The organism is Bradyrhizobium sp. CCBAU 25338 (assembly GCF_028128965.1).
GTDB lineage: Bacteria > Pseudomonadota > Alphaproteobacteria > Rhizobiales > Xanthobacteraceae > Bradyrhizobium > Bradyrhizobium liaoningense.
Genome location: NZ_LFKY01000039.1, coordinates 323,596 through 347,479 on the forward strand (window position 1 = coordinate 323,596; position 23,884 = coordinate 347,479).

At 64.5% G+C, this 23,884-nt stretch carries 24 protein-coding genes, 1 tRNA gene and 1 riboswitch; of the genes, 17 read left to right on the plus strand and 8 right to left on the minus strand.

Annotation, left to right across the window (positions count from 1 at the left end; genetic code table 11):
* Window positions 1-41: 41 nt before the first annotated feature.
* Window positions 42-623, minus strand: coding sequence for a SoxW family protein (locus ACM42_RS23570; RefSeq protein ID WP_271530171.1), 582 nt, complete (start codon window positions 621-623; stop codon window positions 42-44).
* Window positions 624-709: 86 nt separating this feature from the next.
* Between ACM42_RS23570 and ACM42_RS23575 the strand changes: the two genes are divergently transcribed.
* Entirely contained in the window at window positions 710-1,429 is a 720-nt protein-coding gene (locus ACM42_RS23575) for a hypothetical protein (protein ID WP_271530172.1), read from the plus strand.
* A 2-nt stretch (window positions 1,430-1,431) separates the two neighbouring features.
* Here the strand turns inward: ACM42_RS23575 and ACM42_RS23580 are convergent, their stop codons facing one another.
* Window positions 1,432-2,163 (minus strand): cytochrome c biogenesis CcdA family protein, encoded by a 732-nt coding sequence (locus ACM42_RS23580; protein WP_271530173.1) that lies wholly within the window; start codon window positions 2,161-2,163, stop codon window positions 1,432-1,434.
* Window positions 2,164-2,250: 87 nt separating this feature from the next.
* Between ACM42_RS23580 and ACM42_RS23585 the strand changes: the two genes are divergently transcribed.
* The 3 genes from ACM42_RS23585 to ACM42_RS23595 all read left to right on the plus strand — a co-directional run bounded on the left by ACM42_RS23585 (window position 2,251) and on the right by ACM42_RS23595 (window position 4,157).
* Complete coding sequence (locus ACM42_RS23585; RefSeq protein ID WP_271530174.1) at window positions 2,251-2,622, plus strand: thioredoxin; 372 nt, start codon at window positions 2,251-2,253, stop codon at window positions 2,620-2,622.
* Between the two features lie 37 nt (window positions 2,623-2,659).
* Window positions 2,660-3,010, plus strand: a complete 351-nt coding sequence (locus ACM42_RS23590) for an ArsR/SmtB family transcription factor (protein WP_024337386.1) — start codon at window positions 2,660-2,662, stop codon at window positions 3,008-3,010.
* Window positions 3,011-3,083: 73 nt separating this feature from the next.
* On the plus strand, window positions 3,084-4,157 hold the full coding sequence (locus ACM42_RS23595; RefSeq protein WP_271530274.1) for a YeeE/YedE family protein: 1,074 nt from the start codon (window positions 3,084-3,086) through the stop codon (window positions 4,155-4,157).
* A 275-nt stretch (window positions 4,158-4,432) separates the two neighbouring features.
* Here the strand turns inward: ACM42_RS23595 and ACM42_RS23600 are convergent.
* A tRNA-Gln gene (locus ACM42_RS23600) sits at window positions 4,433-4,507 on the minus strand.
* A 256-nt stretch (window positions 4,508-4,763) separates the two neighbouring features.
* Between ACM42_RS23600 and ACM42_RS23605 the strand changes: the two genes are divergently transcribed.
* Window positions 4,764-6,542, plus strand: coding sequence for an acyl-CoA dehydrogenase (locus ACM42_RS23605; protein WP_271530175.1), 1,779 nt, complete (start codon window positions 4,764-4,766; stop codon window positions 6,540-6,542).
* 57 nt (window positions 6,543-6,599) lie between these two features.
* Here ACM42_RS23605 and ACM42_RS23610 read toward each other — a convergent pair whose 3' ends face one another.
* Both ACM42_RS23610 and ACM42_RS23615 read right to left on the minus strand, forming a co-directional pair.
* Window positions 6,600-7,841, minus strand: a complete 1,242-nt coding sequence (locus tag ACM42_RS23610) for an MFS transporter (protein WP_271530176.1) — start codon at window positions 7,839-7,841, stop codon at window positions 6,600-6,602.
* A gap of 120 nt (window positions 7,842-7,961) precedes the next feature.
* On the minus strand, window positions 7,962-8,114 hold the full coding sequence (locus ACM42_RS23615; RefSeq protein ID WP_271530177.1) for a hypothetical protein: 153 nt from the start codon (window positions 8,112-8,114) through the stop codon (window positions 7,962-7,964).
* 80 nt (window positions 8,115-8,194) lie between these two features.
* On the opposite strand from ACM42_RS23615, the gene ACM42_RS23620 reads away from it, so the two are divergent.
* The 8 genes from ACM42_RS23620 to ACM42_RS23655 all read left to right on the plus strand — a co-directional run bounded on the left by ACM42_RS23620 (window position 8,195) and on the right by ACM42_RS23655 (window position 17,702).
* Window positions 8,195-9,844, plus strand: coding sequence for a bifunctional metallophosphatase/5'-nucleotidase (locus ACM42_RS23620; protein WP_271530178.1), 1,650 nt, complete (start codon window positions 8,195-8,197; stop codon window positions 9,842-9,844).
* Between the two features lie 123 nt (window positions 9,845-9,967).
* Window positions 9,968-10,897 carry a histone deacetylase family protein gene (locus ACM42_RS23625; RefSeq protein WP_271530179.1) on the plus strand — a complete coding sequence of 310 codons (930 nt, stop codon included), beginning with the start codon at window positions 9,968-9,970 and terminating at the stop codon, window positions 10,895-10,897.
* 74 nt (window positions 10,898-10,971) lie between these two features.
* Window positions 10,972-11,223 (plus strand): exodeoxyribonuclease VII small subunit, encoded by a 252-nt coding sequence (locus ACM42_RS23630; protein WP_008132970.1) that lies wholly within the window; start codon window positions 10,972-10,974, stop codon window positions 11,221-11,223.
* Between the two features lie 613 nt (window positions 11,224-11,836).
* Complete coding sequence (dxs, locus tag ACM42_RS23635; RefSeq protein ID WP_271530180.1) at window positions 11,837-13,765, plus strand: 1-deoxy-D-xylulose-5-phosphate synthase; 1,929 nt, start codon at window positions 11,837-11,839, stop codon at window positions 13,763-13,765.
* Between the two features lie 195 nt (window positions 13,766-13,960).
* Complete coding sequence (locus tag ACM42_RS23640; RefSeq protein WP_271530181.1) at window positions 13,961-14,515, plus strand: nucleoside 2-deoxyribosyltransferase; 555 nt, start codon at window positions 13,961-13,963, stop codon at window positions 14,513-14,515.
* Between the two features lie 27 nt (window positions 14,516-14,542).
* Window positions 14,543-15,277 carry a TlyA family RNA methyltransferase gene (locus tag ACM42_RS23645; protein WP_271530182.1) on the plus strand — a complete coding sequence of 245 codons (735 nt, stop codon included), beginning with the start codon at window positions 14,543-14,545 and terminating at the stop codon, window positions 15,275-15,277.
* Window positions 15,270-16,517: a class I SAM-dependent RNA methyltransferase gene (locus ACM42_RS23650; protein ID WP_271530275.1), complete on the plus strand. Its 1,248-nt coding sequence runs from the start codon at window positions 15,270-15,272 to the stop codon at window positions 16,515-16,517. Before ACM42_RS23645 ends, ACM42_RS23650 begins: the two co-directional genes overlap by 8 nt.
* 105 nt (window positions 16,518-16,622) lie before the next feature.
* Window positions 16,623-17,702 carry an Acg family FMN-binding oxidoreductase gene (locus ACM42_RS23655; protein ID WP_271530183.1) on the plus strand — a complete coding sequence of 360 codons (1,080 nt, stop codon included), beginning with the start codon at window positions 16,623-16,625 and terminating at the stop codon, window positions 17,700-17,702.
* A 295-nt stretch (window positions 17,703-17,997) separates the two neighbouring features.
* On the opposite strand, the gene ACM42_RS23660 is transcribed toward ACM42_RS23655, so the two are convergent.
* Window positions 17,998-18,597 (minus strand): hypothetical protein, encoded by a 600-nt coding sequence (locus ACM42_RS23660; protein ID WP_271530184.1) that lies wholly within the window; start codon window positions 18,595-18,597, stop codon window positions 17,998-18,000.
* A gap of 109 nt (window positions 18,598-18,706) precedes the next feature.
* Between ACM42_RS23660 and ACM42_RS23665 the strand changes: the two genes are divergently transcribed.
* Complete coding sequence (locus tag ACM42_RS23665) at window positions 18,707-19,555, plus strand: nucleotidyltransferase domain-containing protein (protein ID WP_271530185.1); 849 nt, start codon at window positions 18,707-18,709, stop codon at window positions 19,553-19,555.
* A gap of 4 nt (window positions 19,556-19,559) precedes the next feature.
* Here ACM42_RS23665 and ACM42_RS23670 read toward each other — a convergent pair whose 3' ends face one another.
* Window positions 19,560-20,195, minus strand: a complete 636-nt coding sequence (locus tag ACM42_RS23670; protein WP_271530186.1) for a hypothetical protein — start codon at window positions 20,193-20,195, stop codon at window positions 19,560-19,562.
* Window positions 20,196-20,360: 165 nt separating this feature from the next.
* Window positions 20,361-21,230 (minus strand): DUF1194 domain-containing protein, encoded by an 870-nt coding sequence (locus tag ACM42_RS23675; RefSeq protein ID WP_271530187.1) that lies wholly within the window; start codon window positions 21,228-21,230, stop codon window positions 20,361-20,363.
* A 328-nt stretch (window positions 21,231-21,558) separates the two neighbouring features.
* Window positions 21,559-21,636: riboswitch (Fluoride riboswitch) on the plus strand.
* 122 nt (window positions 21,637-21,758) lie between these two features.
* Between ACM42_RS23675 and ACM42_RS23680 the strand changes: the two genes are divergently transcribed.
* The 3 genes from ACM42_RS23680 (at window position 21,759) to clpS (ending at window position 23,812) form a co-directional block, all read left to right on the plus strand.
* Window positions 21,759-22,961 carry an MFS transporter gene (locus ACM42_RS23680; protein ID WP_271530276.1) on the plus strand — a complete coding sequence of 401 codons (1,203 nt, stop codon included), beginning with the start codon at window positions 21,759-21,761 and terminating at the stop codon, window positions 22,959-22,961.
* Window positions 22,962-22,989: 28 nt separating this feature from the next.
* On the plus strand, window positions 22,990-23,373 hold the full coding sequence (crcB, locus tag ACM42_RS23685; protein WP_028180358.1) for a fluoride efflux transporter CrcB: 384 nt from the start codon (window positions 22,990-22,992) through the stop codon (window positions 23,371-23,373).
* Between the two features lie 133 nt (window positions 23,374-23,506).
* A complete protein-coding gene (gene clpS / locus ACM42_RS23690) occupies window positions 23,507-23,812 on the plus strand; it encodes an ATP-dependent Clp protease adapter ClpS (protein WP_061878702.1) in 306 nt (101 codons plus the stop codon).
* Window positions 23,813-23,884 lie beyond the last annotated feature (72 nt).

A 23,884-nucleotide genomic window follows, 5' to 3' on the forward strand; every position in this document is an offset into this window, starting at 1 on the left:
ATACGAACTGAGTGACGTCAAGCGAAATTCGAAAGACGCTTTCAGTCCGCCATGTGCGGCAAGAAATCCCGGAACGAGCCGCGCTCATAGGCGCGCTCCCGCACGAAGCGAAACATCGCCAGGAAGTGCGGAGGCTTGAGATAACCGGGCGCCCTCGCCACTTCGCGCGCCATCGCATCTTTCGCTTCGAGGCCATCGGAAGATGGCGGAAAGAACTGAAAGGTCGGAGTGAACCTGATGCCGTATTTCCGAGCGAGGTCCTTCTCGGACAATTCCTCGCGGTCGAAGTCCGTAACCTTGCGCGAGCCGATCAGGTTGAGCTGCAACACCTCGAAATTGTCGCGAATGTATCTCGCGATGTTGGCGTCGGCGAAATTCACCAGATGCGTTTCGCGGCAATAGGGACAGCCGCGCAGCTCCCACATGATGGCGAGGCGCTTGCCGCCAGCGGCGGCGCTCTCCAGATCCTCGCGCAGATCGAGGAAGCTCTGCAGAAACCAGGGCTCGTGATAGAGCCCGTCCTCTCCGACGGCGGGCTCGGCCGCCGCCGCGCCGCGGCCGCCCAAAGCCGCGCCTGCGGCGAATGCGATGAGGCCGCGTCGGGTCGGCGTGCGAAGCGACATCGGGGTTTCGTGCGTTGGAAGATCTTGCGCGCTGCTCATTTTCATTATGATATTCGAATACACGAATGTGACAAGGAGTTCTGATCTTGCGCTGCACCATCGTGCTGCTGGCATGGCTGGCCTCGAACGCGCTCGCGCTCGGCGCGGAAGCCGACAAGGCTGCGGACTTTGCATCAGCGATGGCGCCGATCATGGCAAACCTGCGCGCGGCCGCGAGCTATGCGCGCACCGGAAACGTCGCGCTGGCACAGATCGAGACCGACGAGGCGGTCGCCCGCTGGAGACGACTCGCACCGAGCACATCCGCTCCCCTGCCCGCTTACACGCCGGCCGAATTGGCGGGATTTCTCGACCGGGGCCACGACCAACTCACAACGATTGCGGGCGCGCTGGACCGCGGAGACAACGTCGCCGCCGGCCGCGAGCTGCTCGCACTTCGGCAGTCTTTTCACTCGCTCAGGCGTCACGCAGGCCTGTACGATCTCGGCGATTGCATCTTCGAGGTCGCGCCCGCCATGGAAGCGCTGCGTGTTGCGGCTACCAGGCACGGCGATCGGCCGGCGCCGGCGAACGCCGAGGAGACCATCGCCGCCGCAGGAGCGTTCCGCGATCGCCTTGTGCGCTGCAGTCAATGGGCAAACAGCGAGATCGCTGCGCAAGGCGAGTTCCGCCGCCTGATCGATGGCGCCATCGCCAGCAGCCACGAGATCGCTCATGCCGCGATGGCGGGCGACGGCCCCCTCGTGCATCGTTACCTTGTCGAGCTGCAGTCCTTTGCCCAGTTGCTCGACTTCCGTTACGGCTAGGCTCAGCCGATGCTGGTCAATCCAGGAAAACGCTCGAGCAGCCATTCCGAGACCGCGGGCATCAATCCGGTCAGGAACATCAGGCCGGTCGCGACCAGGAAGACGCCCATCGCCTTCTCGACCAGACCGAGATGCCGGCGCACACGGCCAAGCGCGGCGATGAAGCGACCGGTGAAGGCAGCCGCGATCAGGAAGGGAATGCCGGTCCCGATCGAATAGGCGAGGAGCAGCAGTGCGCCCCGTCCGGTCGTGTCTTCAGAGCCTGCCATCAGCAAGACGGCGGCCAGGATCGGGCCTGCACAGGGCGTCCAGCCAAACGCAAAGGCCAGGCCCATGACGAAAGCCCCCAGCAGGCCGGCTGGGCGGCTGTCGACCTGCACGGTCGCACTACGATAGAGCAGCGGAATCCTGAGCAGCCCTAGAAAATGCAGGCCCATGACGATGATCAACCCGCCAGCGACGATGCCGAGCGTCGACAGATGCGCGGAGACGAAGCGTCCCGCGATCGAGGCGGTCGAGCCGAGCGCGATGAAGACCAGCGAAAAGCCCGCCACGAAGGAAAGCGCGGAGAGCAGGATGCGCGGCCGCAGTTCCGGCCTGTCACCGGACAGATCCGTGACCGAGACGCCGGCCATGTAGCACAGGAAAGGCGGCACCAGCGGCAGGATGCAGGGCGACAGAAACGACAAAAGGCCCGCGACGAAGGCCGCACCAAGCGTGACGTCCAAGGTCATTCCGTTCCCATCCCTATCACATATATGAATTTAATGATATAAAGCGCCGAGGACGTTACAAGCAAGTCCAGGGGTTCGGTACGCAGCATGAACGGAATCATCATCTTGCTCGCAGTCGCTGTCGGGCTAGCTCTGCCGACGACGGCATCGCGCGCGGCCGAGCTCGTCATGTTCGAGCGGGCCGGCTGCGCCTGGTGCGCGCGCTTCAACGCCGAGATCGCGCCGATCTACGACAAGACCGGGGAAGGCCGAGCCGTCCCCCTGCGCCGGGTCGACCTGAACGGCCCCCTTCCCGCTGATCTCGCCGGAATCGATCCGGGTGCCTTCACGCCGACCTTTGTCGTGGTACAAGAGGGCCGTGAGATCGGACGCATTCGCGGCTATCCTGGAGATGCCTTCTTCTTCGGCCTCTTGGACCGAATCCTGTCAAGCACGGGATCGGAATTGGACAGGTCGTAGCCGTTCTTGCGAATTTTGCTCAGGGGAATTTGACGCGATGCCGTTGCCAAAGCTGAAGGAGATCGAGGGCTCCGCGGAACTCGAGCAGATGATCGAGAAGGCGCGTGAGGCGAGCGATATGCTCAAGGCGCTGTCGCACGAGTCCCGATTGCTGCTGCTCTGCATCCTCGCCGAGGGCGAGAAATCGGTGACCGAGCTCGAGCAGTTCCTGGGCGAGCGGCAGTCGACCGTCTCGCAGCAGCTCGCGCGGCTGAGACTCGATCGGCTGGTGACGACCCGCCGCGACGGCAAGACAATCTACTACAGTCTTGCCAACGAGGACGTCCGCAAGATTCTCACCGCCGTCTACGACGTGTTCTGCGAGCCAGTGCGCCGGCGCCGCCGGTGACATTCCGCACTGGATTTTCGTGCCTGCCCGACGCAGACTGCTCGACAACAAGAACGAACATCCCCCGGGAGGAATGCTGGGCCCCTCGACCATAGCTTTTGCATGCGGACTTGCCGCCGGGGGCGTGCTCGGCGTTGCGGGTCGGGCGGGACGATTTTGCACGCTTGCGATGCTCGAGGATGCATTCTTCGGCTCGGATTTTCGCCGGCTGAAATCCTTTGCGCTGGCCGCGGCGGTCGCCCTGCTCGCGACTCAGGCGCTTGCCGCGTTCGGCATCGTCGATCTGTCGCGGTCGATCTACCTCACGGCGTCGATCGGTCTTGGCGGTGCGATCATTGGCGGGTTGATGTTCGGCGTCGGCATGGCACTGGTCGGCACTTGCGGCTTCGGCACGCTGGTGCGCGTCGGCGGTGGCGATCTACGCGCCATCGTGGTCTTTCTCGTGCTCGGCCTGTCGGCGCTTGCGACCATGCGCGGCATCACCGGCATGCTGCGCCTGATGCTGATTGAGCCGTTGTCGTTGCGGCTCCCCGAGGGAAGCACCCAGACCTTGACGTCGCTGCTCGGCGCAGGCGGAGCAATGCGCGCGATCCTCGTCCTGGCGATTGCCGCCGCGCTCGCCTTCTGGGCGCTCGCAGATGGCAGGCTGATGCGGTCGCCGCGGCTTCTGGCCGCTGGTCTTGCCGTCGGCACCGCGATCGCGTTCGGCTGGTTTGCGACTGGATGGCTTGCCGACGACGAGTTCGATGCCGTGCGGGTCTCATCGCTCACTTTCGTGGCGCCGCTCGGCGATGCCATTCTCTACATCGCCACCTTCTCCGGTGCGCGGCTGAACTTCGGTATCGGTTCCGTCGCCGGCGTCGTTGCAGGCTCTTTTTCCGCAGCGATACTCGCACGCGGCTTCCGTTGGGAGGCCTGCGACGACGCGCGCGAACTGAAGCGCCACATGACCGGCGCGCTCCTGATGGGCATCGGAGGGGTCATGTCGATGGGATGCACGATCGGCCAGGGATTGACCGCGTTCTCGACGCTCGCTCTTTCGGCGCCGATGACGATGCTGGCGATTGCCTGCGGAGCTCGACTCGGGCTCGAGTTCACGATGACCGGCGAGTGGTTGCCAGCAGTGCGCAAGCTATTCGGCACGTAACTGAGCAAAGTTAAGAGCCTGGTAAAGCCCAGCAAAGCAGCGCGGAATTGCAGCCGCACGTTGACCGGCGAAGCTCTGAGTGTAGCTGGCTCCGCCTGATCGCAGCACAGGCCTCGCGCGGCGGTCAACGGCGCCAGTAGTACACGGCATCCCGGCGAAAAACGTGGACATCCATCTCAGACACACCCCTGTGCAGCAGCAGTGTGTCGCAGAGCTGTGCAGCAGCTCCCCAGCCAGGCCGGTTTCGTGAGTGATCTCAGGTTGGGCGAGCAATCTGGCTGGGGCGGGAGGGATCGAACCTCCGAATGGCGGAATCAAAATCCGCTGCCTTACCGCTTGGCTACGCCCCAACAGGCGACTGACGGAATGGCGGAAGATCGGGCTACCGCGGATTCTCTCCAGTCGCAGCCGGTCTATAGGGAGCGGGGCAGCATTTCAACCGTCTGGAGGGGCAAAATACCGCAGGCCCGGGATCGGCTGCGCTTGATGCTCTAACGACCCCGCACCGGCTCCGTTTCCGGCGGGCCCCTGCCCACCTCCCGACCATTGAGACCGCCTCCGTTTCGTGAGAATACGGCGTCAATATTTGTCCCCCGGGAGTGAGCCATGACCTACCGCGCGCCGATTTCTGACATGCTGCTGTCGCTCAACCATGGCGCGGGCCTCAAGGCCGCCATGGAGGCCGGCCATTATGGCGATTTCGACGCCGATCTCGCGGCCGCCGTGCTGGAGGAAGCCGGCAAGTTCGCTTCGGACGTGCTGGCGCCGCTCAACAAGATCGGCGACGAACACGGCATCAAGCTCAGCGACGGCAAGGTCACGACCGCGCCGGGCTGGCCGGATGCCTACAAGCGCTGGACCGAGGGCGGCTGGAACGCGGTGTCCGGCCCGGAGGAGTTCGGCGGCCAGGGCCTGCCGCTCGCGATCAACGCCGCCTGCACCGAGATCTGGAGCGCCGCCAACGTCGCCTTCGGCCTCTGCCCGCTGCTGACCGCCTCGGCGATCGAGGCGCTGGACACGCATGGCAGCGACGAGCTGAAGAGAATCTATCTCGGAAAGCTCGTCTCCGGCGAATGGACCGGCACGATGCAGCTGACCGAGCCGCAGGCCGGCTCCGACGTCGGCGCGTTGCGCACCCGGGCCGATCGGCAGGCCGACGGCACCTATCGCATCAAGGGGACCAAGATCTTCATCACCTATGGCGAGCACGACATGACCGACAACATCGTGCATTTCGTGCTGGCGCGTCTGCCGGATGCGCCCGCCGGCACCAAGGGCATCTCGCTCTTTCTCGTCCCCAAGTTCATGGTGAATGCGGACGGCTCGCTGGGTCAGCGCAACGACATCTACGCCTCCGGCGTCGAGCACAAGCTCGGCATGCACGCCTCCCCGACCTGCACCATGACCATGGGCGATCATGGCGGCGCGATCGGCTTTCTCATCGGCGAAGAGAACCAGGGCATGCGCTGCATGTTCACGATGATGAACCAGGCCCGCCTCGGCGTCGGCCTGGAGGGCGTCGGCGTTGCCGACCGCGCCTACCAGCAGGCCTTGTCGTATGCGCAGGAGCGCAAGCAGGGCCGCGCGGTCGGCAAGAAGGGCGACGGCTCCGATGCGATCCTCGTGCATCCCGATGTCAAGCGCATGCTGATGCGGATGCGGGCACAGACTGCGGCCGCGCGCACCATCTGCTATGCGACCGCCGTCGCGATCGACGTCTCGACGCGCGCCAAGGACCCGAAGGTGCGCACTGAAGCGGCCGCACGCGCGGCGCTGCTCACGCCGATGGCCAAGGCCTATTCCACCGACATCGGCAACGAGGTCGCCTATCTCGGCGTGCAGGTGCATGGCGGCATGGGCTTCATCGAGGAGACCGGCGCGGCTCAGCACTACCGCGATGCCCGCATCACGGCGATCTACGAGGGCACCAACGGCATCCAGGCGATCGATCTCGTCACGCGCAAGCTCGCAGCCAATGGCGGCGCGTCGGTGTGGGCGCTGCTCGACGAGCTCGCAGCGACCGTCAGCCAGGTCGAGGCCTCCAACGATCCCGGCTTCGGCACCACGGGTGCAAAGCTGCGCGAGGCAATTGAGGCGCTCACGCGCACCAGCAAATGGCTCCTGGAGCGCGTTGCCTCCGCACCGAACGAGGCGCTCGCCGGCGCGACACCCTATTTGCAGCAGTTCGGCGCCACGCTCGGCGGCTGCCTGCTCGCCTCCGAGGCGCTCGCGGCCAAGGCCGAGGCAAACGCGGACGCTGCGCGCTACGTCACGCTGGCGCGCTTCTTTGCCGAGAACATCACGGTGCAGGCACCCGCGCTCGAGCGCACGGTCACGGAAAGCGCCGAGTCGGTCGCGGCGGCGGATGTGGTGCTGCTGGGGTAAGTCGGATCTGCCCGCCACGACATCGAATCTTGCGCGGGCCTTCCCCTTCGCTTGCCCTTAGCTTGCGGAGATTCGGGCTACGCTCTTCCCCGGCCGCCACAGCACGATTCCCGTCGCGATGAGGTCGAGCACGACGCACAGCGCGAACGCCGTGGTGTAGTTGCCCGTCAAGCTCCGCACGACACCGACGATGCCCGGGCCAAAGGCGCTGACGATACCGCTGATCGATGTGCCCAACCCCATCGCGGCAGCGAAGGCGGTAGAGCCGATCTCGCGCTGGATGATCAAGGGCGGGAACGTGATCATGTTGCCGATCGAGAAGCCGTAGACGGCGCAGCAGGCCAGCAATACGGTCGGACTCGTGCTTTGGAGAAGCACGAACAACGCCGCCGCCTGGCTCGTCATCGACGCAGCGCAGGCGAGACGCGGATCGAGCCGGTCGACGAACAGGCCAAGCGACAGGCGCCCGACCACCGCCATCGCCGCCATGATGGTGACCGCGAGCCCTGCCGCGGAGCGGCCGATCAGCGGCTCGAGAAACGTCACCTGGTGGATGATGAAGCCCATCTGCGCCAGCAGCGCCATCGCGATCGGCAATACCATGGTCCAGAACGCCGCGTTGGCGAGCAGTGCCTTGCGGGAATGGCCTGGCGCGGCCGCGCCGCCCGCGGTCCGGCGTCCGTCCGATGCCCTTGACATCCCGGCCGGCCAGCCGATGAAGGTCACGACCACCGGCAGCAGCAGCACCATCATCGCGAGCGTGGCTGCCAGCATGGCGGAACGGAAGCCGATGCTGCCGGTCAGCGACAGCAGCAGCGGGACGAGGATGATTCCGCCGCAAGTCGCGCCGTTGAAGGCAAGGCTGAGCGCGAGCCCGCGGCGCCGCTCGAACCAGGAATTCAGCACGGTCGCGATCACCACGGTCCCCATGCCGGTCCAGCCGACCGACATCAGCGCATAGGCGAGATAGAGCTGCCAAGGCGTCTGCATCAACGCCAGCAGCACGGTCGAAGCGCCGAGCGCCGTCAACCCGCTCAGGATCAGCGAGCGCAGCCCGATGCGCTCGAGCAGATCGTCGGTGAAGATGACGAGGACGGAGCTCAGGAGAAACGAGAAAGTACTTGCCGCGGAGACCAGCGTGCCCGGCCAGCCGTGGGCGCGCTGAAGCTCGGCAAGATAGACGCCCTGGCCGTAGAGACCGAAGCCGAACATGAAGAAGGCCATCAGGAAGCAGGCCAGCACGACACGCCAGCCGCGGTAGTGCAGCGAGGATTCGTCAATCCGGGTTGCGGCAATCATCAATCGGGCGGTCGGCCATGGAACGGCACGAGATCATGCACTACAACCAAAGGTTATTCAAATGAAACATTGTAGCTAATTGTTGCGACGCATGACGGCAGCGGGTACCATGCATCAGAATTATGAGACGTCGGCGTCGAAAAGGTTGAGCGGCGCGTTTGCACGCCTGCGAGATGATGTAGGCTGATGCTTCGCAAGACCCGCGAGCGTCGCGGCGCGCAATATCCGCTGCATGATCATCGCCGGCGGCTCCGGCGTCTTCACCGCCGACATCAAGGATTTCATACGTGTCGACACGCGTGTTCACGACAAAGCATCGTGAAATCTTCGCGCGCTGCGTCTAGTCTTGTCCCATGCGATACGTCTTTCTGATCCTGACCATCCTCGCCGCCGTCCCTGCCTCGGCCCAGCCCGCCGCTCCAGTCGAGCTGCGCGTGCTCGCCATCAACGATTTCCACGGCAATCTGCGGCCGCCGCCGGGCGGCATCCGCATCAACGACCCCGAGGACAAGACCAGGAAGGTGACGGTGGCGGCCGGCGGCGCCGAGTACATGGCGACGCTGGTGAAGCAGCTGCGGGAGGGGCGCAGGAACACCATCTTCGTCGCCGCCGGCGATCTGATCGGCGCGAGCCCGTTCCTGTCGGCGATGTTCCACGACGAGCCCTCGATCGAGTCGCTCTCGATGATGGGCCTTGCGATCAGCTCGGTCGGCAATCACGAATTCGACGAGGGCAAAACCGAGCTCTTGCGAATGCAGAACGGCGGCTGCCATCCCGTCGACGGCTGCCAGGGACCGCATCCCTTCACGGGCGCCAAATTCCGCTATCTCGCGGCCTCCACCATCGAGACCGCGACCGGCAAGAGCGTGCTGCCGCCCTACGAGATCAGGGAATTCGACGGCGTTCCCGTCGCCTTCATCGGACTGACCTTGAGGGAGACCGCCGGCATCGTCTCGCCATCGGGCATTGCCGGGCTCGAATTCCGCGACGAGGCCGAGACGGTGAACGCGCTCGTGCCGCAACTGAAGGCGCGTGGTGTCGAAGCGATCGTGGTGTTGATCCACCAGGGCGGAGAGCCCGCCGGCGACTACAATGAATGCCCGGGAATTGCGGGGCCGATCGTCGACATCGTCAACAAATTCGATCGTGCCGTCGACGTCGTGGTCAGCGGCCACACCCACCGCGCCTATGTCTGCGATATCGACGGACGCCTCGTCACCAGCGGCGACAAATACGGCACGCTGGTCACCGCGATCGACCTCAAGCTCGATCCCGCAACGCGCGAGATCGTCAGTGCCAAAGCCGAGAATGTGATCGTCGCCAACGCTTCGCTGGCCAAGGATCCCGAGCAGACCGCATTGATCGACGCCTACGACAAGCTATCTGCGCCGATCGCCAACCGGCCTGCCGGCTCGGTGACGCAGACGCTGTCGCGCGCGCCGAACGAGGCCGGCGAAAGCCCGCTTGGCAATGTCATTGCCGACGCGCAATTGCTCGCAACCCGCGACGCGAAGGATGGCAGCGCTGTCATCGCGATCACCAATCCCGGCGGCATCCGCACCGACATCGTTCCGAGGGAAAATGGCGCGATAACGTTCGGCGATGTCTTCGCCAGCCAGCCGTTCCGCAACCGGCTCGTCACCATGACGCTGACGGGCAGCCAGCTCAAGGACATGCTCGAGCAGCAATGGCTCGATCCGAAGCGGCCGCGGATTCTCCAGGTCTCGAACGGGTTCAGCTATACCTGGGATGCATCAAAGCCATTCGGCGAGCGCGTCATCCCCGCGAAGATGACGCTCAACGGCAGGCCGATCGAACCTGGAAACGGCTACCGCGTCACGCTCAACGACTACCTCGCCGTCGGCGGAGACGGCTTTAGCGCCGCAAAACAGGGCACGGCGCCGCAATATGGCGGCTACGACGCGGACGCGCTGTTCGCGTTCTTCCGGGCACACGGGCCGGTCGGTCCGCTGCCGCCCACCCGCATCCTGCGCGTGAATTGATCCGGATCAAACAGCCTACACTTTGCCATTCCGGGCCAAGCGCTTAGATTGGGTTTTGCATTGCGTTTTGGCGCCGGATGCGCCAACGACGTCAAAAGTCCGCATCCCCATGAGGCCGACCTGATGAGCACGCTTCTCCTTTCCCACAAGGCCTGCCTCGACCATGTCACGCCGCAGGGACACCCTGAGAGGCCGGATCGTCTGCGCGCGGTGGAAGAAGCGCTATCGCATGAGCGTTTCCAGTTCCTGGTGCGCGAGGAGGCGCCGGAGGGCGATCTCGATCTCGTCACGTTGTGCCACAACGAGCATTACGTCACCGAGCTGCGCCACATCGCCCCGTCCAGCGGGCAGATCTATATCGACGGCGACACCTCGATGTCGCCTGGCACGTGGGAAGCCGTGATGCGCGGCGTCGGCGGCGCAGTCGCGGCGACCGAGGCGGTGATGGCGGGCGAGCACCGCAACGCCTTCGTCGCGATCCGCCCACCCGGTCATCACGCCGAAATCGGCAAGCCGATGGGCTTCTGCTTCTTCGATAACGTCGCCATCGCGGCGCGCCACGCGCAGCGCAAATACGGCATCAAGCGCGCGGCCATTGTCGATTTCGACGTGCATCACGGCAACGGCACGCAGGACATCTTCTGGTCGGACCCGACCGTGATGTACTGCTCGACGCACCAGATGCCGCTGTTTCCAGGCACCGGCGCCAAGAGCGAGCGCGGCGATCACGATACCATCGTCAATGCGCCTCTTGCTTCCGAAGACGGTGGGCCGGAATTCCGCTCCGCGTTCGAGAACTTGATCCTGCCGCAGCTGACGACATTCAGCCCCGAGCTTCTGATCATCTCCGCCGGCTTCGACGCACATTACCGCGATCCGCTGGCCTCGCTGAACCTGCGCGCCGAGGACTATGCCTGGGTGACACGCAAGCTGATGGATCTCGCCGACAAGACCGCAGGCGGCCGCGTTGTTTCGGTGCTCGAGGGCGGCTATGACCTGCAAGGACTGAAAGAATCTGTTACGGCGCATGTCGGCGCCTTGATGGGCGCCTGACGACGCCCGCCACATTAAGCCCGCAAAACCCGCCTTCACTGTGAAGCAAGCGAATCGGGCAATCGGAAACGGATATGGCCGAAAATACTCAAGTCGACGTCTCCAGGCTCACCTTCGAGCGCGCGATCGAGGAACTCGAAACGATCGTGAAGCGGCTCGAAGACGGCAAGGTCCCGCTCGAAGAATCCGTGACGATCTATGAACGCGGCGAGGCCCTGAAGCGGCGCTGCGAGGAGTTGCTGCGTCAGGCCGAGGCGCGCGTCGACAAGATCACCACCGATGCCAGCGGCCAGGCCACCGGCACCGCGCCGCTCGACGTTCAGTAAGTAAGCCGGACTTTCCCCGCTCGGTCGCCTGACGACCGGCGGCCCGCAAAACGTCTTCACGGGGCATGGTTCCTGTGTCGCTTTCGTGATCGCGCGGGCTGTTGCACCGAACACCGCGGTTTCCTGCGGGCGAGCCAATGCCAAACCCCTTCGAGATTCGGCCGTTGAGGGCGAAAAGGTTCCATTCAGGCGAAAAAAAGCCTGCCGTGGAACCCAGCAAGGCCGGAACCCTTCATCCCGGGGCAGGGTTAACCAATCCGGCCCGCAAGTTGCACCTGCATACCACTCATCGATCCGGCGGGTTGGCTTTGGCCCAAGCTTTGGTGTAAAGCTGCGCGGAGTGTGGCTTTTTGCGAGCCTTGCGTGGGCAACGATTGCCGACGACAAGCGCTTCAAACTGCTAATGAAATTGGCTTGGGACGGACGAAGCCGATCTGAGTGACAGGGATCACAGAGACTGAACCGGAGCGCACCTAAGCTTACCTAAGCTTGAAGACGGGGCCTTGCCCCATGCAGGTGGCTCCGACGGTTTGAGGACTCGCGCTGCGCCGATATTGTGCAAACCCATCGCGCACCGGAATGACCTTCCGGCGCTGACAAATTGGAAATCGCCGTGAACGCATACAGTAAGACGCCGCTTCTCGACACCATCCGGACGCCGGAAGACCTGCGCAAGCTCAAGGTCGAGCAGGTTCGCCAGGTCGCCGACGAGCTGCGGCAGGAGACCATCGATGCCGTCTCGGTGACCGGCGGTCATTTCGGCGCGGGCCTCGGCGTGGTCGAGCTCACCACCGCGATCCATTACGTGTTCGACACGCCGCGCGACCGGCTGATCTGGGACGTCGGCCACCAGGCCTATCCGCACAAGATCCTCACCGGCCGGCGCGACCGCATCCGCACCTTGCGCACCGGCGGCGGCCTGTCCGGCTTCACCAAGCGCAGCGAAAGCGACTACGATCCGTTCGGCGCGGCGCATTCCTCGACCTCGATCTCCGCCGGCCTCGGCATGGCCGTGGCGCGCGACCTCTCCGGCGGCACGAACAACGTTATCGCCGTCATCGGTGACGGCGCGATGTCGGCCGGCATGGCCTATGAAGCCATGAACAATGCGGGTGCGATGAACTCGCGCCTGATCGTCATCCTGAACGACAACGACATGTCGATTGCCCCGCCGGTCGGCGCCATGAGTGCCTATCTGTCGCGGCTGTACTCCGGCAAGACCTATCGCACGCTGCGCGATGCGGCCAAGCAGATCAACAAGCGGTTGCCCAAGATCCTCGCCAACCGCGCCAATCGCGTCGAGGAATACTCCCGCGGCTTCATGATGGACGGCGGCACGCTGTTCGAGGAGCTCGGCTTCTATTATGTCGGCCCGATCGACGGCCACAACCTCGACCATCTTCTGCCGGTGCTCAAGAACGTCCGCGACATGGAAGAAGGCCCCATCCTGGTCCACGTCGTGACGCAGAAGGGCAAGGGCTACGGCCCGGCGGAAGCTTCCGCCGACAAGTACCACGCCGTCGTGAAGTTCGACGTCGCGACCGGCACCCAGGCCAAGGCCAAGCCGAATGCGCCGGCCTACCAGAACGTGTTCGGCCAGAGCCTCGTCAAAGAAGCGCAGAAGGACGACAAGATCGTCGCCATCACCGCGGCGATGCCGTCGGGCACCGGCGTCGACATCTTCAACAAGGCCTTCCCCGACCGCACCTTCGACGTCGGCATTGCCGAGCAGCACGCGGTGACCTTTGCCGCCGGTCTTGCGACCGAAGGCTACAAGCCGTTCTGCGCGATCTACTCGACCTTCCTGCAACGCGGCTACGACCAGATCGTGCACGACGTCGCGATCCAGAGCCTGCCCGTCCGCTTCGCCATCGACCGCGCCGGCCTCGTCGGCGCCGATGGCGCGACCCATGCCGGCTCGTTCGACAACGCCTATCTCGGCTGCCTGCCCAACATGGTGATCATGGCGGCGGCGGATGAGGCCGAACTCGTGCACATGGTGGCGACCCAGGTCGCGATCGACGACCGTCCGAGCTCGCTGCGCTATCCGCGCGGCGAAGGCCGCGGCGTCGAGATGCCCGACGTCGGCGTTCCGCTCGAGATCGGCAAGGGCCGCATGATCCGTCAGGGCAGCAAGATCGCCCTGCTCTCCTTCGGCACGCGCCTCGCCGAATGCGAGAAGGCCGCCGACGAGCTTGCCGCCCACGGCCTGTCGACCACGATCGCCGATGCGCGCTTCATGAAGCCGCTGGATACCGAGCTGGTGCTCAAGCTTGCCCGCGACCATGAGATCCTGATCACGATCGAGGAAGGCTCGATCGGTGGCTTCGGCTCGCATGTCGCGCAGTACCTGACGGATCAGGGCGCGCTCGACACCGGCATGCTCAAGTTCCGCACGATGGTTCTGCCCGACGTGTTCCAGGACCACGACACGCCCGCCGCGATGTACGCCCGCGCCGGTCTCGACGCCAAGGGCATCGTCGCCAAGGTGTTCGAGGCGCTGGGCAAGGATGTGAAGACCGAGACGGTGAAGTTGGCCTGACGACCGCTTTCTTCACCTCTCCCGCTTGCGCTTGCGGGAGAGGTCGACGCGAAGCGTCGGGTGAGGGCTCTTTCCTCTCGTGGGTTCTCGATTGAGGAGACACCCTCTCCCCAACTCTCCCCCGCGCGCGGGGGAGGGAGCAGAGCACGCCGCACAGCTCGCACCTCGATCCAAACTTGCTCGGCTTTGGCTCCCATGAAGATCTACCTGGCAGGCCCCGACGTTTTCCTGCCGGACGCGGTCGAGATCGGCCGGCGCAAGGTTGATATCTGCGCGGCTCACGGATTGACCGGCCTCTATCCGCTCGACAACGCCATCGACCTCGCCGCGCCCGACGCCTCGCGGCAGATCTTTTGCGGCAACGAGGCGATGATGGACGAGGCGGTTGCCATCATTGCCAATCTCACCCCGTTCCGCGGCGCCGGCGCCGATCCCGGTACCGTCTACGAGCTCGGCTACATGGCCGGCCGCGGCAAATTCTGTCTCGCCTATTCCAATGACGGCGCAGCCTATGCCGACCGTGTCGGCCGTTTCATGGACGTCACCACGGAGGACGGCCGGCTGGTCGATGCGCAGGGGCTGATGGTCGAGGACTTTGGCCTCGTCGACAACCTCATGATGATCCATGCGCTGGAGCTGCGCGGCTGCCCGCTGGTAACACCGGCCACGATGCCGGTCGACGTCTGGCACGACCTCGCCGCGTTCGAGGCTTGCGTCCGGATGGCGGCCGCGCGATTGATCGCTACATAAGCTCTTCAGTCGTCTTTCGGAGATTTGATGCCCCCTCCCCGCAAGCGTGCGGATGTCCTGCTGGTCGAGCGCGGCCTGTTCGAGAGCCGGGCCCGGGCGCGCGCGGCGATCGAAGCCGGGCTCGTCATGGCCGACGACAAGCAGGTTTCAAAACCATCGGAGGCGATCGCCGAGGACGCAGTGATCCAGGCCGAGCCTGCACATCCCTACGTCTCCCGCGGCGGCGTCAAGCTCGCCGGGGCGCTGGAGCGCTACCCGATTGAAATCGAGGAGCATGTCTGCCTCGACGTCGGCGCCTCCACCGGCGGTTTCACCGAGGTGCTGCTGGCGAACGGCGCGAGCCTGGTGTTCGCCATCGATGTCGGCACCAGCCAGTTGCATCCCTCGCTGCGCGATCATCCCAGGATCGTGTCGATGGAAGAGACCGATATCCGCAGCTATGAGGGCAAGCGCCTGCCGGCGCGGCCCGACGTCGTCGTGATCGACGTCAGCTTCATCTCGCTGAAGGCGGTGCTGCCGGTGGCGCTGTCGCTGGCGGCCGCACCGATGAACCTGCTGGCGCTGATCAAGCCGCAATTCGAGGCGGACCGGAAGCACAACAAGAAGGGGATCATCCGCGACGCCGCCGTGCACCAGGAGATCTGCGACGACATCGCGGCCTTTGCCGCTTCGCTCGGCTGCACCGACATTGAGATATTCCCCTCGCCGATCACCGGCGGCGACGGCAATGTCGAATTCTTTCTGGGCGCGCGCCGTGGTTGAGCGCCTGACCATCGACCATGTCGGCCATCGCGGCGACGGTGTCTCGCTCGCGACAGGCGAGGCGATCTATGTGCCCTACACGCTTGGCGGCGAGACCGTCGAGGTCGATCATGTCGTGGGCCACCATCCCGACCGCCGCAAGCTGCTCGCGGTGGACGTGGCAAGCTCCGAACGGATCGAGCCGTTCTGTCCGCATTTCGGCGTCTGTGGCGGCTGCGCCATTCAGCATTGGGCGACTGAGCCGTATCGCGCCTGGAAACGCAACATCGTGGTGGAATCGCTGGCGCAGGCCGGCATTGATTGCGAGGTGGCGCCGCTGGTCGACGCCCATGGTGCCGGGCGCAGGCGCATCACGCTGCACGGCCGGTTCGGCACGCATGACATCCTCAAGGTCGGTTTCGCCGCCACGAGCTCGCACGACGTCATCCCGATTCATCGTTGCCCGATCCTTGATCCCGGACTCGAGGGTGCGCTCGATGCGGCCTGGGCGCTGGCCGAGCCGCTGACTTCCAGGATGCCGGTGACGAAGCCGCTCGACATCCAGGTCACCGCGACCGCCAACGGCCTCGATGTCGACGTGCGCGGCTCCGGCCCGCTGCCGACGCCGCTGGTGACTGTGCTGTCGCGTGTCGCCGAGCAGCACCGCCTGGCGCGGCTGACGCGGCACGGCGAATTGGTGCTGCAGCGCCTGCCGCCGACGGTGAAGATGGGCCGCGCGGAGGTGACGTTGCCGCCGGGCTCGTTCCTGCAGGCGACGTTGGCGGGCGAAGAGGCACTCGCCGCACTGGTCGCCGAGCGCATCGGCAAGGCCAAGGAGGTCGCCGATCTTTTCTGCGGCGTCGGCCCGTTCGCCCTGCGGCTGGCCGAGAAGGCCCGCGTCACGGCCTATGACAGCGACGCCGGCGCCATCGCGGCCCTCGCGAAGGCCGCGCGCACACCAGGCCTGAAGCCGATCAAGGCCGAGCCGCGCGATCTGTTCCGCCGCCCCCTGGTGCCGCCGGAGCTGCGCGACTTCGACGCGGTGGTGTTCGACCCGCCGCGCCAGGGGGCGCAGGCGCAGGCACTGAAGCTCGCCGCGAGCAAGGTGCCCGTCGTGATCGCGGTGTCCTGCAACGCCGCGACCTTCGCCCGCGACGCGCGGCTGCTGATCGACGGCGGCTATCGGCTGGAGGCGGTGGTGCCGGTCGATCAGTTCCGCCACACACCGCATGTCGAGCTGGTGGCGCGGTTCGCGCGATAGGCTGCGGACTTCCAATCGAGCCGACAACCTTGATGCCAGTCAATCGCTCTGCCCTCCGCCAGCGCTAAGAAGCGTTCCGTGCCATGAGATGCGGAGCGGACGTTCGTGCTTGACCGACGACAATTCATCGCGACTTCGCTGGGGCTGTCCGCAACGGCCATCACCGGTTCCTCCGCCGCAGCGGCGGCGAACACCTATGACGAGACGGTAAAGTCGTCACGGGCTCCGCTGCAAGCCGTGCCGCGGGATCGCGAACTCGTGCGCTTTGCCACCCTCGCGGCCAACAGCCACAACACCCAGCCGTGGATTTTCTCGGTCCGCGGCAACGTCATCGCGATTGCGCCTGACTTCAAGCGCCGGTGTCCGGCCGTCGATCCGGACGATCATCATCTCTTCGTCAGTCTCGGCTGTGCCGCCGAAAACCTCATCCTCGCCGCGTCCACGCTGGGCTGGCACGCCGATGCGGCCGTCGACGGCGACCGCATCGTGATCACGCTCGACGAGGCCCCACAGGACACATCGGCATTGGCGGCCGCGATTCCGATCAGGCAATGCACCCGCGCAGCGTTCGACGGCAGGCCGGCCGCACCGGAGACATTGCGTCGGCTCGAGGATGCCTGTCGCGAACCGAACGTCGCTGCGATCCTGATGACCGAACGCGCCGCGATCGCCGGGGTCACCGACTACGTACTCGAAGGCAACTCGGCGCAAATGCGCGACAAGGCCTTCATGCGCGAGCTCGTCAGCTGGATTCGCTTCAACGAGGCGGAGGCACTCGCGACCATGGACGGGCTGTTCTCGCCCGCGTCCGGAAACCCCTCGCTGCCCTCGTGGGTGGCGCGGCCGCTTCTCAAGCTCTTCTTCACCGAGAGCGGGGAGAACAAGAAATACCGCGAAGAACTCGACAGCTCTGCGGGCGTCGTCGTGCTCGCTGCCGATCGCAGCGACAAGTCGCACTGGATCGCAGTCGGCCGCGCCTGCCAGCGCTTCGGATTGCAGGCGACCGCGCTGGGACTCAAATATTCCTTCATCAACCAGCCGGTCGAGGTGGCGGCGCTGAGGCAGCAATTCGGGGCCTCACTCGGCCTCGGCGAACGGCGTCCCGATATCGTGATGCGTTTCGGAACCGGTCCAGACCTGCCGAGATCGCTGCGGCGTCCGCCGGAGCTGGTGATGCAATCCTAGAGAGCGGGTGAGATCTGGATGAATCGTCATCGCGCTTTAGATCTTTGTTTAAGCATGATCTTGTCGGAAAGTCGCTTCATCATGTTCTAGATAGAGCGTGATTAGGTGAGGCTTGATCGCTGCAACGACGGAGGTGCACTCCCGCTCGCGGGAGAGGGTCGGGGAGAGGGTATTTCCGCAATGGGACAATCCCCAAGAGGAGAAAGCCCTCACCCGGCGCTTCGCGCCGACCTCTCCCGCTCGCGGGAGAGGTGAAGGAGCCGCGGCAATCGATTCGACCTAAAGCCATTCCGCTTTAACGCCGAAGGCCGCCCAGCGCAGGAGACTCACCGGGCAGCATCGACGAGTTGATGTCACTGTCCATGAGTCCCGATTGCTGCTGGATGAACCCGGCCCCGAACGACAAGCTGAGGTTGGAGGTCGGCTTGAATTCGACACCCGCAAACCCGCCATAGCCGGGCGCAGCGCTGGAGGTGAGCGGCGCCAGCGAGCTGCCAATGCCGTTGCCGAACTTCAGCGTGTCGAAACCGGCGAAGAACGTGACCGGCATGCCACCCGCGGTCTTGACGTTATAGCCGAACTGCGTGCTGTCATAAGATAGCGCGCTGAAATTGCCGATCGAGCCCGCCTGGCTGAAGCCGCTCAAACCAAGATTGCCGCGTTGGCTGCCGACGAAGAAACCGTTCGCAGAGCTGGTGCGCCAATCGGCATCGCCGGTATTGAAGCTCGTGAAGTTGCCGTAGGTGTCCGAGCTCTGGCCGGCACCACCGCTGAGGCCAAAAGGTCCGCCGGGAACCCAATATCTCAGCGGCGCAACTTGCGCATGGACCGGCTCTCCGCCGAGGCAGAGCACCGCGAGAGCTGCAAGAGCACATGAAAGTGCAGACTTGGACATTCAGATTACCGTGAACAATTTAGCAAATTATACTCCTCGAACATCATCAATGCCAGCGGAGCGACCGCGCCGGTGTCACGGCTGCAGGCCTCCCGGGGAACTGCACCTGATGCCGCACGATCCCTTGCTCACCCGCCTGACATCCGTTCTTGCCGAGGTATCGGGCGTTCAGGCCGTCGTGCTCGGCGGCTCACGCGCGCGGGGCAGCGCGCATCCCTCGTCCGACTACGACATCGGGCTGTATTGTTCGAGCGCGGGCCCGCTCGATACGGATCGGCTCCTGACCGTCGTGAAGGAAATCGCCGACGATCCCGGCGCTGCGACCGTAACGAGATATGGCGAATGGGGGCCATGGATCGTCGGCGGCGCATGGCGGTCGGTCGAGCGACAAAAGGTCGATCTGCTCTACCGTCACGTCGACGATGTCGAGCGAGTCATGATGGACTGCCGAAACGGTACAGTCCTCATGGCCTACCAGCCCGGCCATCCACATGGCTTCTGCTCGGCAATCTGGATGGGCGAGATCGCATATTGTCAGCCTCTGCACGATCCGAACGGCCCGATCGCGCGGCTCAAGACAATCGCGCTCCCCTATCCGGAGGATCTGGGTCGCGCCTTGTTGCGGCGCTTTCAATGGGAAATCCTGTTCAGCATCGACAATGCGGAACTTGCGACAGCTCGCGACGAGCAGACCCACGTCGCGGGCTGCGTCTACAGAGCGCTCGCGTGCATCGCGCAGGTGCTGTTTGCACTGAACCGTCGATATCTCATCAACGAAAAGGGCGCACTCCTGGAGACGGCCCGCTTGCCCCTGACGATTCCCCATCTGGTGGAATGGTCCGACGAAATCTGGCGGCTGATCGGGGATGGCGGCCTGGCACAGGCCTGCGCGATCCTGCGGCAGGTCGACCACCAATTGAAGGCGCTGATACGATCCGGCGGGACGCCGCCGCTGTGAGCGGCTATGCCGTCTTGTCGACGGAGGACGACGAATCCGCCGGCGGATACTTCGTCACCGGCACCACGAAGGATTTCGTGCCGACCTGGTAGATGACCTTGCCGTTCTTGCCGTCGTCGGTCGCGATCTGCGTCTGTCCGAACATGATGACGTTCTTATAGACGATGCCAGTGCCCTGGCGGGTGACGCCGTCGGTGGTGACGCTGACCTGGGCTTCCTTGCCATTGACCGAGAGCACCTTGAAGCTCGCGCTCTTGCCGTTGTCGCTGGAATAGCCACCCCAGCTTCCCATCAGACGGCTGTCGGAAGCCGGCGGCTCCTGCTTCTCCAAATTCGCGGTCTGCTTGCCAACGCCGCCGACCGAGAACAGCAGCACCATACTCTTGCCGTCCTTGGTGCCGACCGTGACTCCGCCAAAGGTGATGAGCGTGCCGTTGACCTCGCCAAAGCCGCGCTCGGTGCGACCGTTATGGGTGTACTCGACCTGCGCCCGGGCACCGCGGATGTTCACGACCTTGAAGCCGACAGGCTGGTTGTTGCCGACCCAATTGCCCTTCCATTCACCGACCAGAGCACTCTGGCGATACATCCGCTCGTTGGCGGGCGAAATCTGGTTGGTGCTCGACGTGACGATGGCCATGGCTTGCTCAAAGGCAGGTTGGAAAAACCCGCTTTCGTTCGCTCCAGCAATGTCGGGATGCTGGCTGGAAACGGAAGGAAACAGTCTGATTAGGGCCACGCACCGGTTAACGAGCAGTTAAATTCAACTGCCGGTTGGGATGGGCAAAAGGTCTCAGCCGCGACGTTAACGTCCCCAGCGGTCGGACCAGATCTTCTCGCCAATCAAGCAATTGACGCGCGGCTCCTTGTCCGCAACGCGCATCACGGGGCGCTCCGGCGTGCGGCCGGCGACTTCCATCAGCAGCTTGGTGCGGATCGCTTCCTTGAACTTGTCGCGATCCTTGATCGTGATGACGAAGGAGCCGGGACCTCCGATGACGCAGTCCTCATAGTATAAATCGAGATTGTCGATATCCATGGTCGAGTAGGACGGCTCCTTGACCATGATCGGCAGACCGTTGATGACGATGCCCTTCTCCAGGGCGGCATCGCGCGCGATCGTGACCGGACCGCCATTGTTGTTGGGACCGTCGCCCGAAATGTCGATGACGCGGCGCAAGCCCCGATAGGGATCCTCGTCGAACAACGGCATCGCGAACGCGATTGCACCGGAGATCGAGGTGCGCGAGGCGCGCCGGATCGGCGTCTTCATGATCTCGGCGGCGACCGCGTCCGCCGTCTCCGGTCCGTCGACCAGCCGCCAGGGGATGATGATCTTCTGGTCACTGGAGGCGGCCCACTCGAAATAGGTCACTGCGATCCGGCCGTTCGGACCCAGCTTCAGCGCCTGCAGGAACTCCTTCGACTGGATTGCCTGAGCATAGCCCTCGCGCTGGACCGCGAGCTCGTCCATGTCCATGGAGTAGGACACATCGACCGCGAGGATCAGTTCGACGTCGACCGTCTGCGCGTCCTTGTCGGCCGCCAGCCGCTGCGATCGAGGTCGACTCTCAGGCGATTCAAATTTGGGTCCCGGTGCCGCGATGCCCGCGACGTCCCCTCCAGCAAGCATGCCGGCCACCAGCACAGCCCCGATCGAGAACAGCAAACGCATCGCAGTCTCCCGTCGTATGACGCGATGGTGACATGCAATTGCCTTGCCGCAAAGGCCGAAGATCGCTTGCGCTTCACATTCGAGTTAAGAATTTGCGTGCCAGCGCGAAACCGCCGCCGTGTCGCCGCGCTTGCGTCACCGGAACACGCGCGATCACAGGCTTCGTCAATCCGGGGCGGCTCGAAGAAGCCGAACCGGTAATGACGAGATTATCAGGCGCGCAAGGGCGCGCCTGAGTTCTCGCTTCGCGAGCCCCGGAATGACGGCGGCGAGCGTGGAGTGCACGCCCCGCCCACTTGTCCGGCACGATTTCCATGCTAGGGTTGGTCGCACAGATGGGGATGGAGTCCCCCGACAACCGCCCGGCAGTCGATGACCGTGCTGGGCTGATGACTCCTGCTCGAGGAGAGGCAATCTCAAGGCCTCTGCCTTTGGCGGGAGCATGGACATACCCGCCGATGGCGGGTTTTTTGTTGCCTTGTAACGAAGGCCAGCCGGAGAAGGCCAGGAGAAGACGAAGACGTGACGATGCCGACACCGAATGCTGCGCGCACGACGCTGCCCAGAGGGATCTGGGTGCTCGGCTTCGTCTCGATGCTGATGGACATCTCCTCCGAGATGATCCATGCGCTGCTGCCGATCTATCTCGTCACCGTGCTCGGCGCCTCCACGCTCACCGTCGGTTTCATCGAGGGCATTGCGGAGGCCACCGCCTCGATCACAAAGATCTTCTCCGGTGCGCTGTCGGACTGGCTCGGCCGCCGCAAGCTGCTCGCCGCGCTCGGCTACGGGCTGGCCGCCTTCACCAAGCCGCTGTTCCCGCTCGCGCCCAGCGTCGAATGGCTGGTGGCGGCGCGCTTTATCGACCGTGTCGGAAAGGGCATTCGCGGCGCGCCGCGCGATGCGCTGATCGCCGATATCGCCCCGGTCGGCCTGCGCGGCGCGAGCTTCGGGCTGCGGCAATCGCTCGACACGATCGGGGCCTTCGTCGGGCCGCTCGCCGCGATCGGCCTGATGTGGTGGACGGCCGACAATTTTACGATCGTGTTCTGGGTGGCAGTGCTGCCGGCGTTCTTGTCATTTGGACTGATCGCCTTCGCTGTGAACGAGCCGGACGCCGACCCGAGCCGGGAGCCTGCGAAGAATCCGCTCAATCTCGCCGCAATGCGACAACTCGGGGCGGTGTACTGGCGGGTCGTCGCGATCGGAATCGTCTTCACGCTCGCGCGATTCAGCGAGGCCTTCCTGATTCTGCGCGCACAGAACATCGGACTCAACGCGATGTGGGTGCCGGCGGTGCTGGTGCTGATGAACATCGTCTATGCCCTGTCGGCCTATCCGGCCGGCGTGCTGTCGGACCGGATCGGCCGGACCGGCCTGCTCGCACTCGGTCTGGTCTTCCTCGCCGGCGCCGACCTCGCGCTGGCGCTGCTGCCGAATCTGGCCGGCCTCGCGCTCGGGGTCGTGCTGTGGGGGCTGCATATGGGACTAACGCAAGGTTTGCTCTCGGCCCTCGTCGCCGACGCTGCGCCACCGAGCCTGCGCGGCACCGCATTCGGCTATTTCAACCTGTTCACTGGGCTTGCCCTGCTGGCCGCGAGCGTGATCGCCGGCGCGCTTTGGGACGCATATGGTCCCGAAGGCACGTTCCTCGCAGGGCTCGGCTTCGCGCTGGTCTCGCTCGTCGGGCTGCTCACGGTCCGCAACGGGCTGGCGGCAAAGGACGAATAATGCAGGTCACAAACCAGGGAACGAGACCTTGAACATCCAATACATTCTGGCTGTAGCCGCCGGCGGAGCGCTCGGCGCGGTCGTGCGCTACCTCGTTGCAATTGGTTCGGGCCGCGCTTTCGGCACCGACTTTCCTTGGGGCACCCTGATCATCAACGTGACGGGATCATTCCTGATCGGCATCTTCGCCGCGCTGTTCGCGACGAGATGGAACCTGCCGCAGACCGCCCGGATATTCTTGACGGTGGGGATTTGTGGCGGATACACCACATTCTCGACGTTCTCGCTGGATGCCTGGTATCTGATCGAGCGCGGTCAGACCGTCGCCTCGGCCGTCTACATGATTGCATCGGTGGTGCTGTCCGTGGGGGCGCTGATCGCCGCAATGCAGTTTGTTCGCGCTCTTCCCTAAGGGGCCAGCGGATCGGCGCATCCCTGCCATCCGCAACGGCATGAAGGCGGCGCGCAGACCGCCTTGGAGAGGCCCGGGCGCCTGCAATATGATGAGAGGGCTGGAGCTCATCAGGGCCGGGTTTCAGGAAACGATGAACGACACCGTCACCAAGCCGAAAACCAGGACAAAGACCAAGGTCGAGCGGCCGCGGCTGCACAAGGTCATCCTCATCAACGACGACTACACGCCGCGCGAGTTCGTCACCATGGTGCTGAAGGCCGAATTCCGCATGACGGAGGATCAGGCCTACAAGGTGATGATCACCGCCCACAAGCTGGGTGCCTGCGTCGTCGCGGTGTTCACCAAGGATGTTGCCGAAACCAAGGCGACACGCGCCACCGACGCCGGCCGCGCCAAGGGCTATCCGCTGCTGTTCACGACCGAGCCGGAGGAATAGGACGCTGTCTTCCACTTCGGATCAATTTTACCGATCCGCTCTACCGCAGCTTCAATCTCCTGTGTCACCACG

Coding starts and splice junctions, on each gene's coding strand:
- ACM42_RS23570 (WP_271530171.1), bottom strand. CDS start 623: ATGTCGCTTCGCACGCCGACCCGACGCGGCCTCATCGCATTCGCCGCA.
- ACM42_RS23580 (WP_271530173.1), bottom strand. CDS start 2,163: ATGACCTTGGACGTCACGCTTGGTGCGGCCTTCGTCGCGGGCCTTTTG.
- ACM42_RS23585 (WP_271530174.1), top strand. CDS start 2,251: ATGAACGGAATCATCATCTTGCTCGCAGTCGCTGTCGGGCTAGCTCTG.
- ACM42_RS23590 (WP_024337386.1), top strand. CDS start 2,660: ATGCCGTTGCCAAAGCTGAAGGAGATCGAGGGCTCCGCGGAACTCGAG.
- ACM42_RS23595 (WP_271530274.1), top strand. CDS start 3,084: ATGCTGGGCCCCTCGACCATAGCTTTTGCATGCGGACTTGCCGCCGGG.
- ACM42_RS23605 (WP_271530175.1), top strand. CDS start 4,764: ATGACCTACCGCGCGCCGATTTCTGACATGCTGCTGTCGCTCAACCAT.
- ACM42_RS23610 (WP_271530176.1), bottom strand. CDS start 7,841: ATGATTGCCGCAACCCGGATTGACGAATCCTCGCTGCACTACCGCGGC.
- ACM42_RS23615 (WP_271530177.1), bottom strand. CDS start 8,114: ATGTCGGCGGTGAAGACGCCGGAGCCGCCGGCGATGATCATGCAGCGG.
- ACM42_RS23620 (WP_271530178.1), top strand. CDS start 8,195: ATGCGATACGTCTTTCTGATCCTGACCATCCTCGCCGCCGTCCCTGCC.
- ACM42_RS23625 (WP_271530179.1), top strand. CDS start 9,968: ATGAGCACGCTTCTCCTTTCCCACAAGGCCTGCCTCGACCATGTCACG.
- ACM42_RS23630 (WP_008132970.1), top strand. CDS start 10,972: ATGGCCGAAAATACTCAAGTCGACGTCTCCAGGCTCACCTTCGAGCGC.
- ACM42_RS23640 (WP_271530181.1), top strand. CDS start 13,961: ATGAAGATCTACCTGGCAGGCCCCGACGTTTTCCTGCCGGACGCGGTC.
- ACM42_RS23645 (WP_271530182.1), top strand. CDS start 14,543: ATGCCCCCTCCCCGCAAGCGTGCGGATGTCCTGCTGGTCGAGCGCGGC.
- ACM42_RS23660 (WP_271530184.1), bottom strand. CDS start 18,597: ATGTCCAAGTCTGCACTTTCATGTGCTCTTGCAGCTCTCGCGGTGCTC.
- ACM42_RS23665 (WP_271530185.1), top strand. CDS start 18,707: ATGCCGCACGATCCCTTGCTCACCCGCCTGACATCCGTTCTTGCCGAG.
- ACM42_RS23670 (WP_271530186.1), bottom strand. CDS start 20,195: ATGGCCATCGTCACGTCGAGCACCAACCAGATTTCGCCCGCCAACGAG.
- ACM42_RS23675 (WP_271530187.1), bottom strand. CDS start 21,230: ATGCGTTTGCTGTTCTCGATCGGGGCTGTGCTGGTGGCCGGCATGCTT.
- ACM42_RS23680 (WP_271530276.1), top strand. CDS start 21,759: ATGCCGACACCGAATGCTGCGCGCACGACGCTGCCCAGAGGGATCTGG.
- clpS (WP_061878702.1), top strand. CDS start 23,507: ATGAACGACACCGTCACCAAGCCGAAAACCAGGACAAAGACCAAGGTC.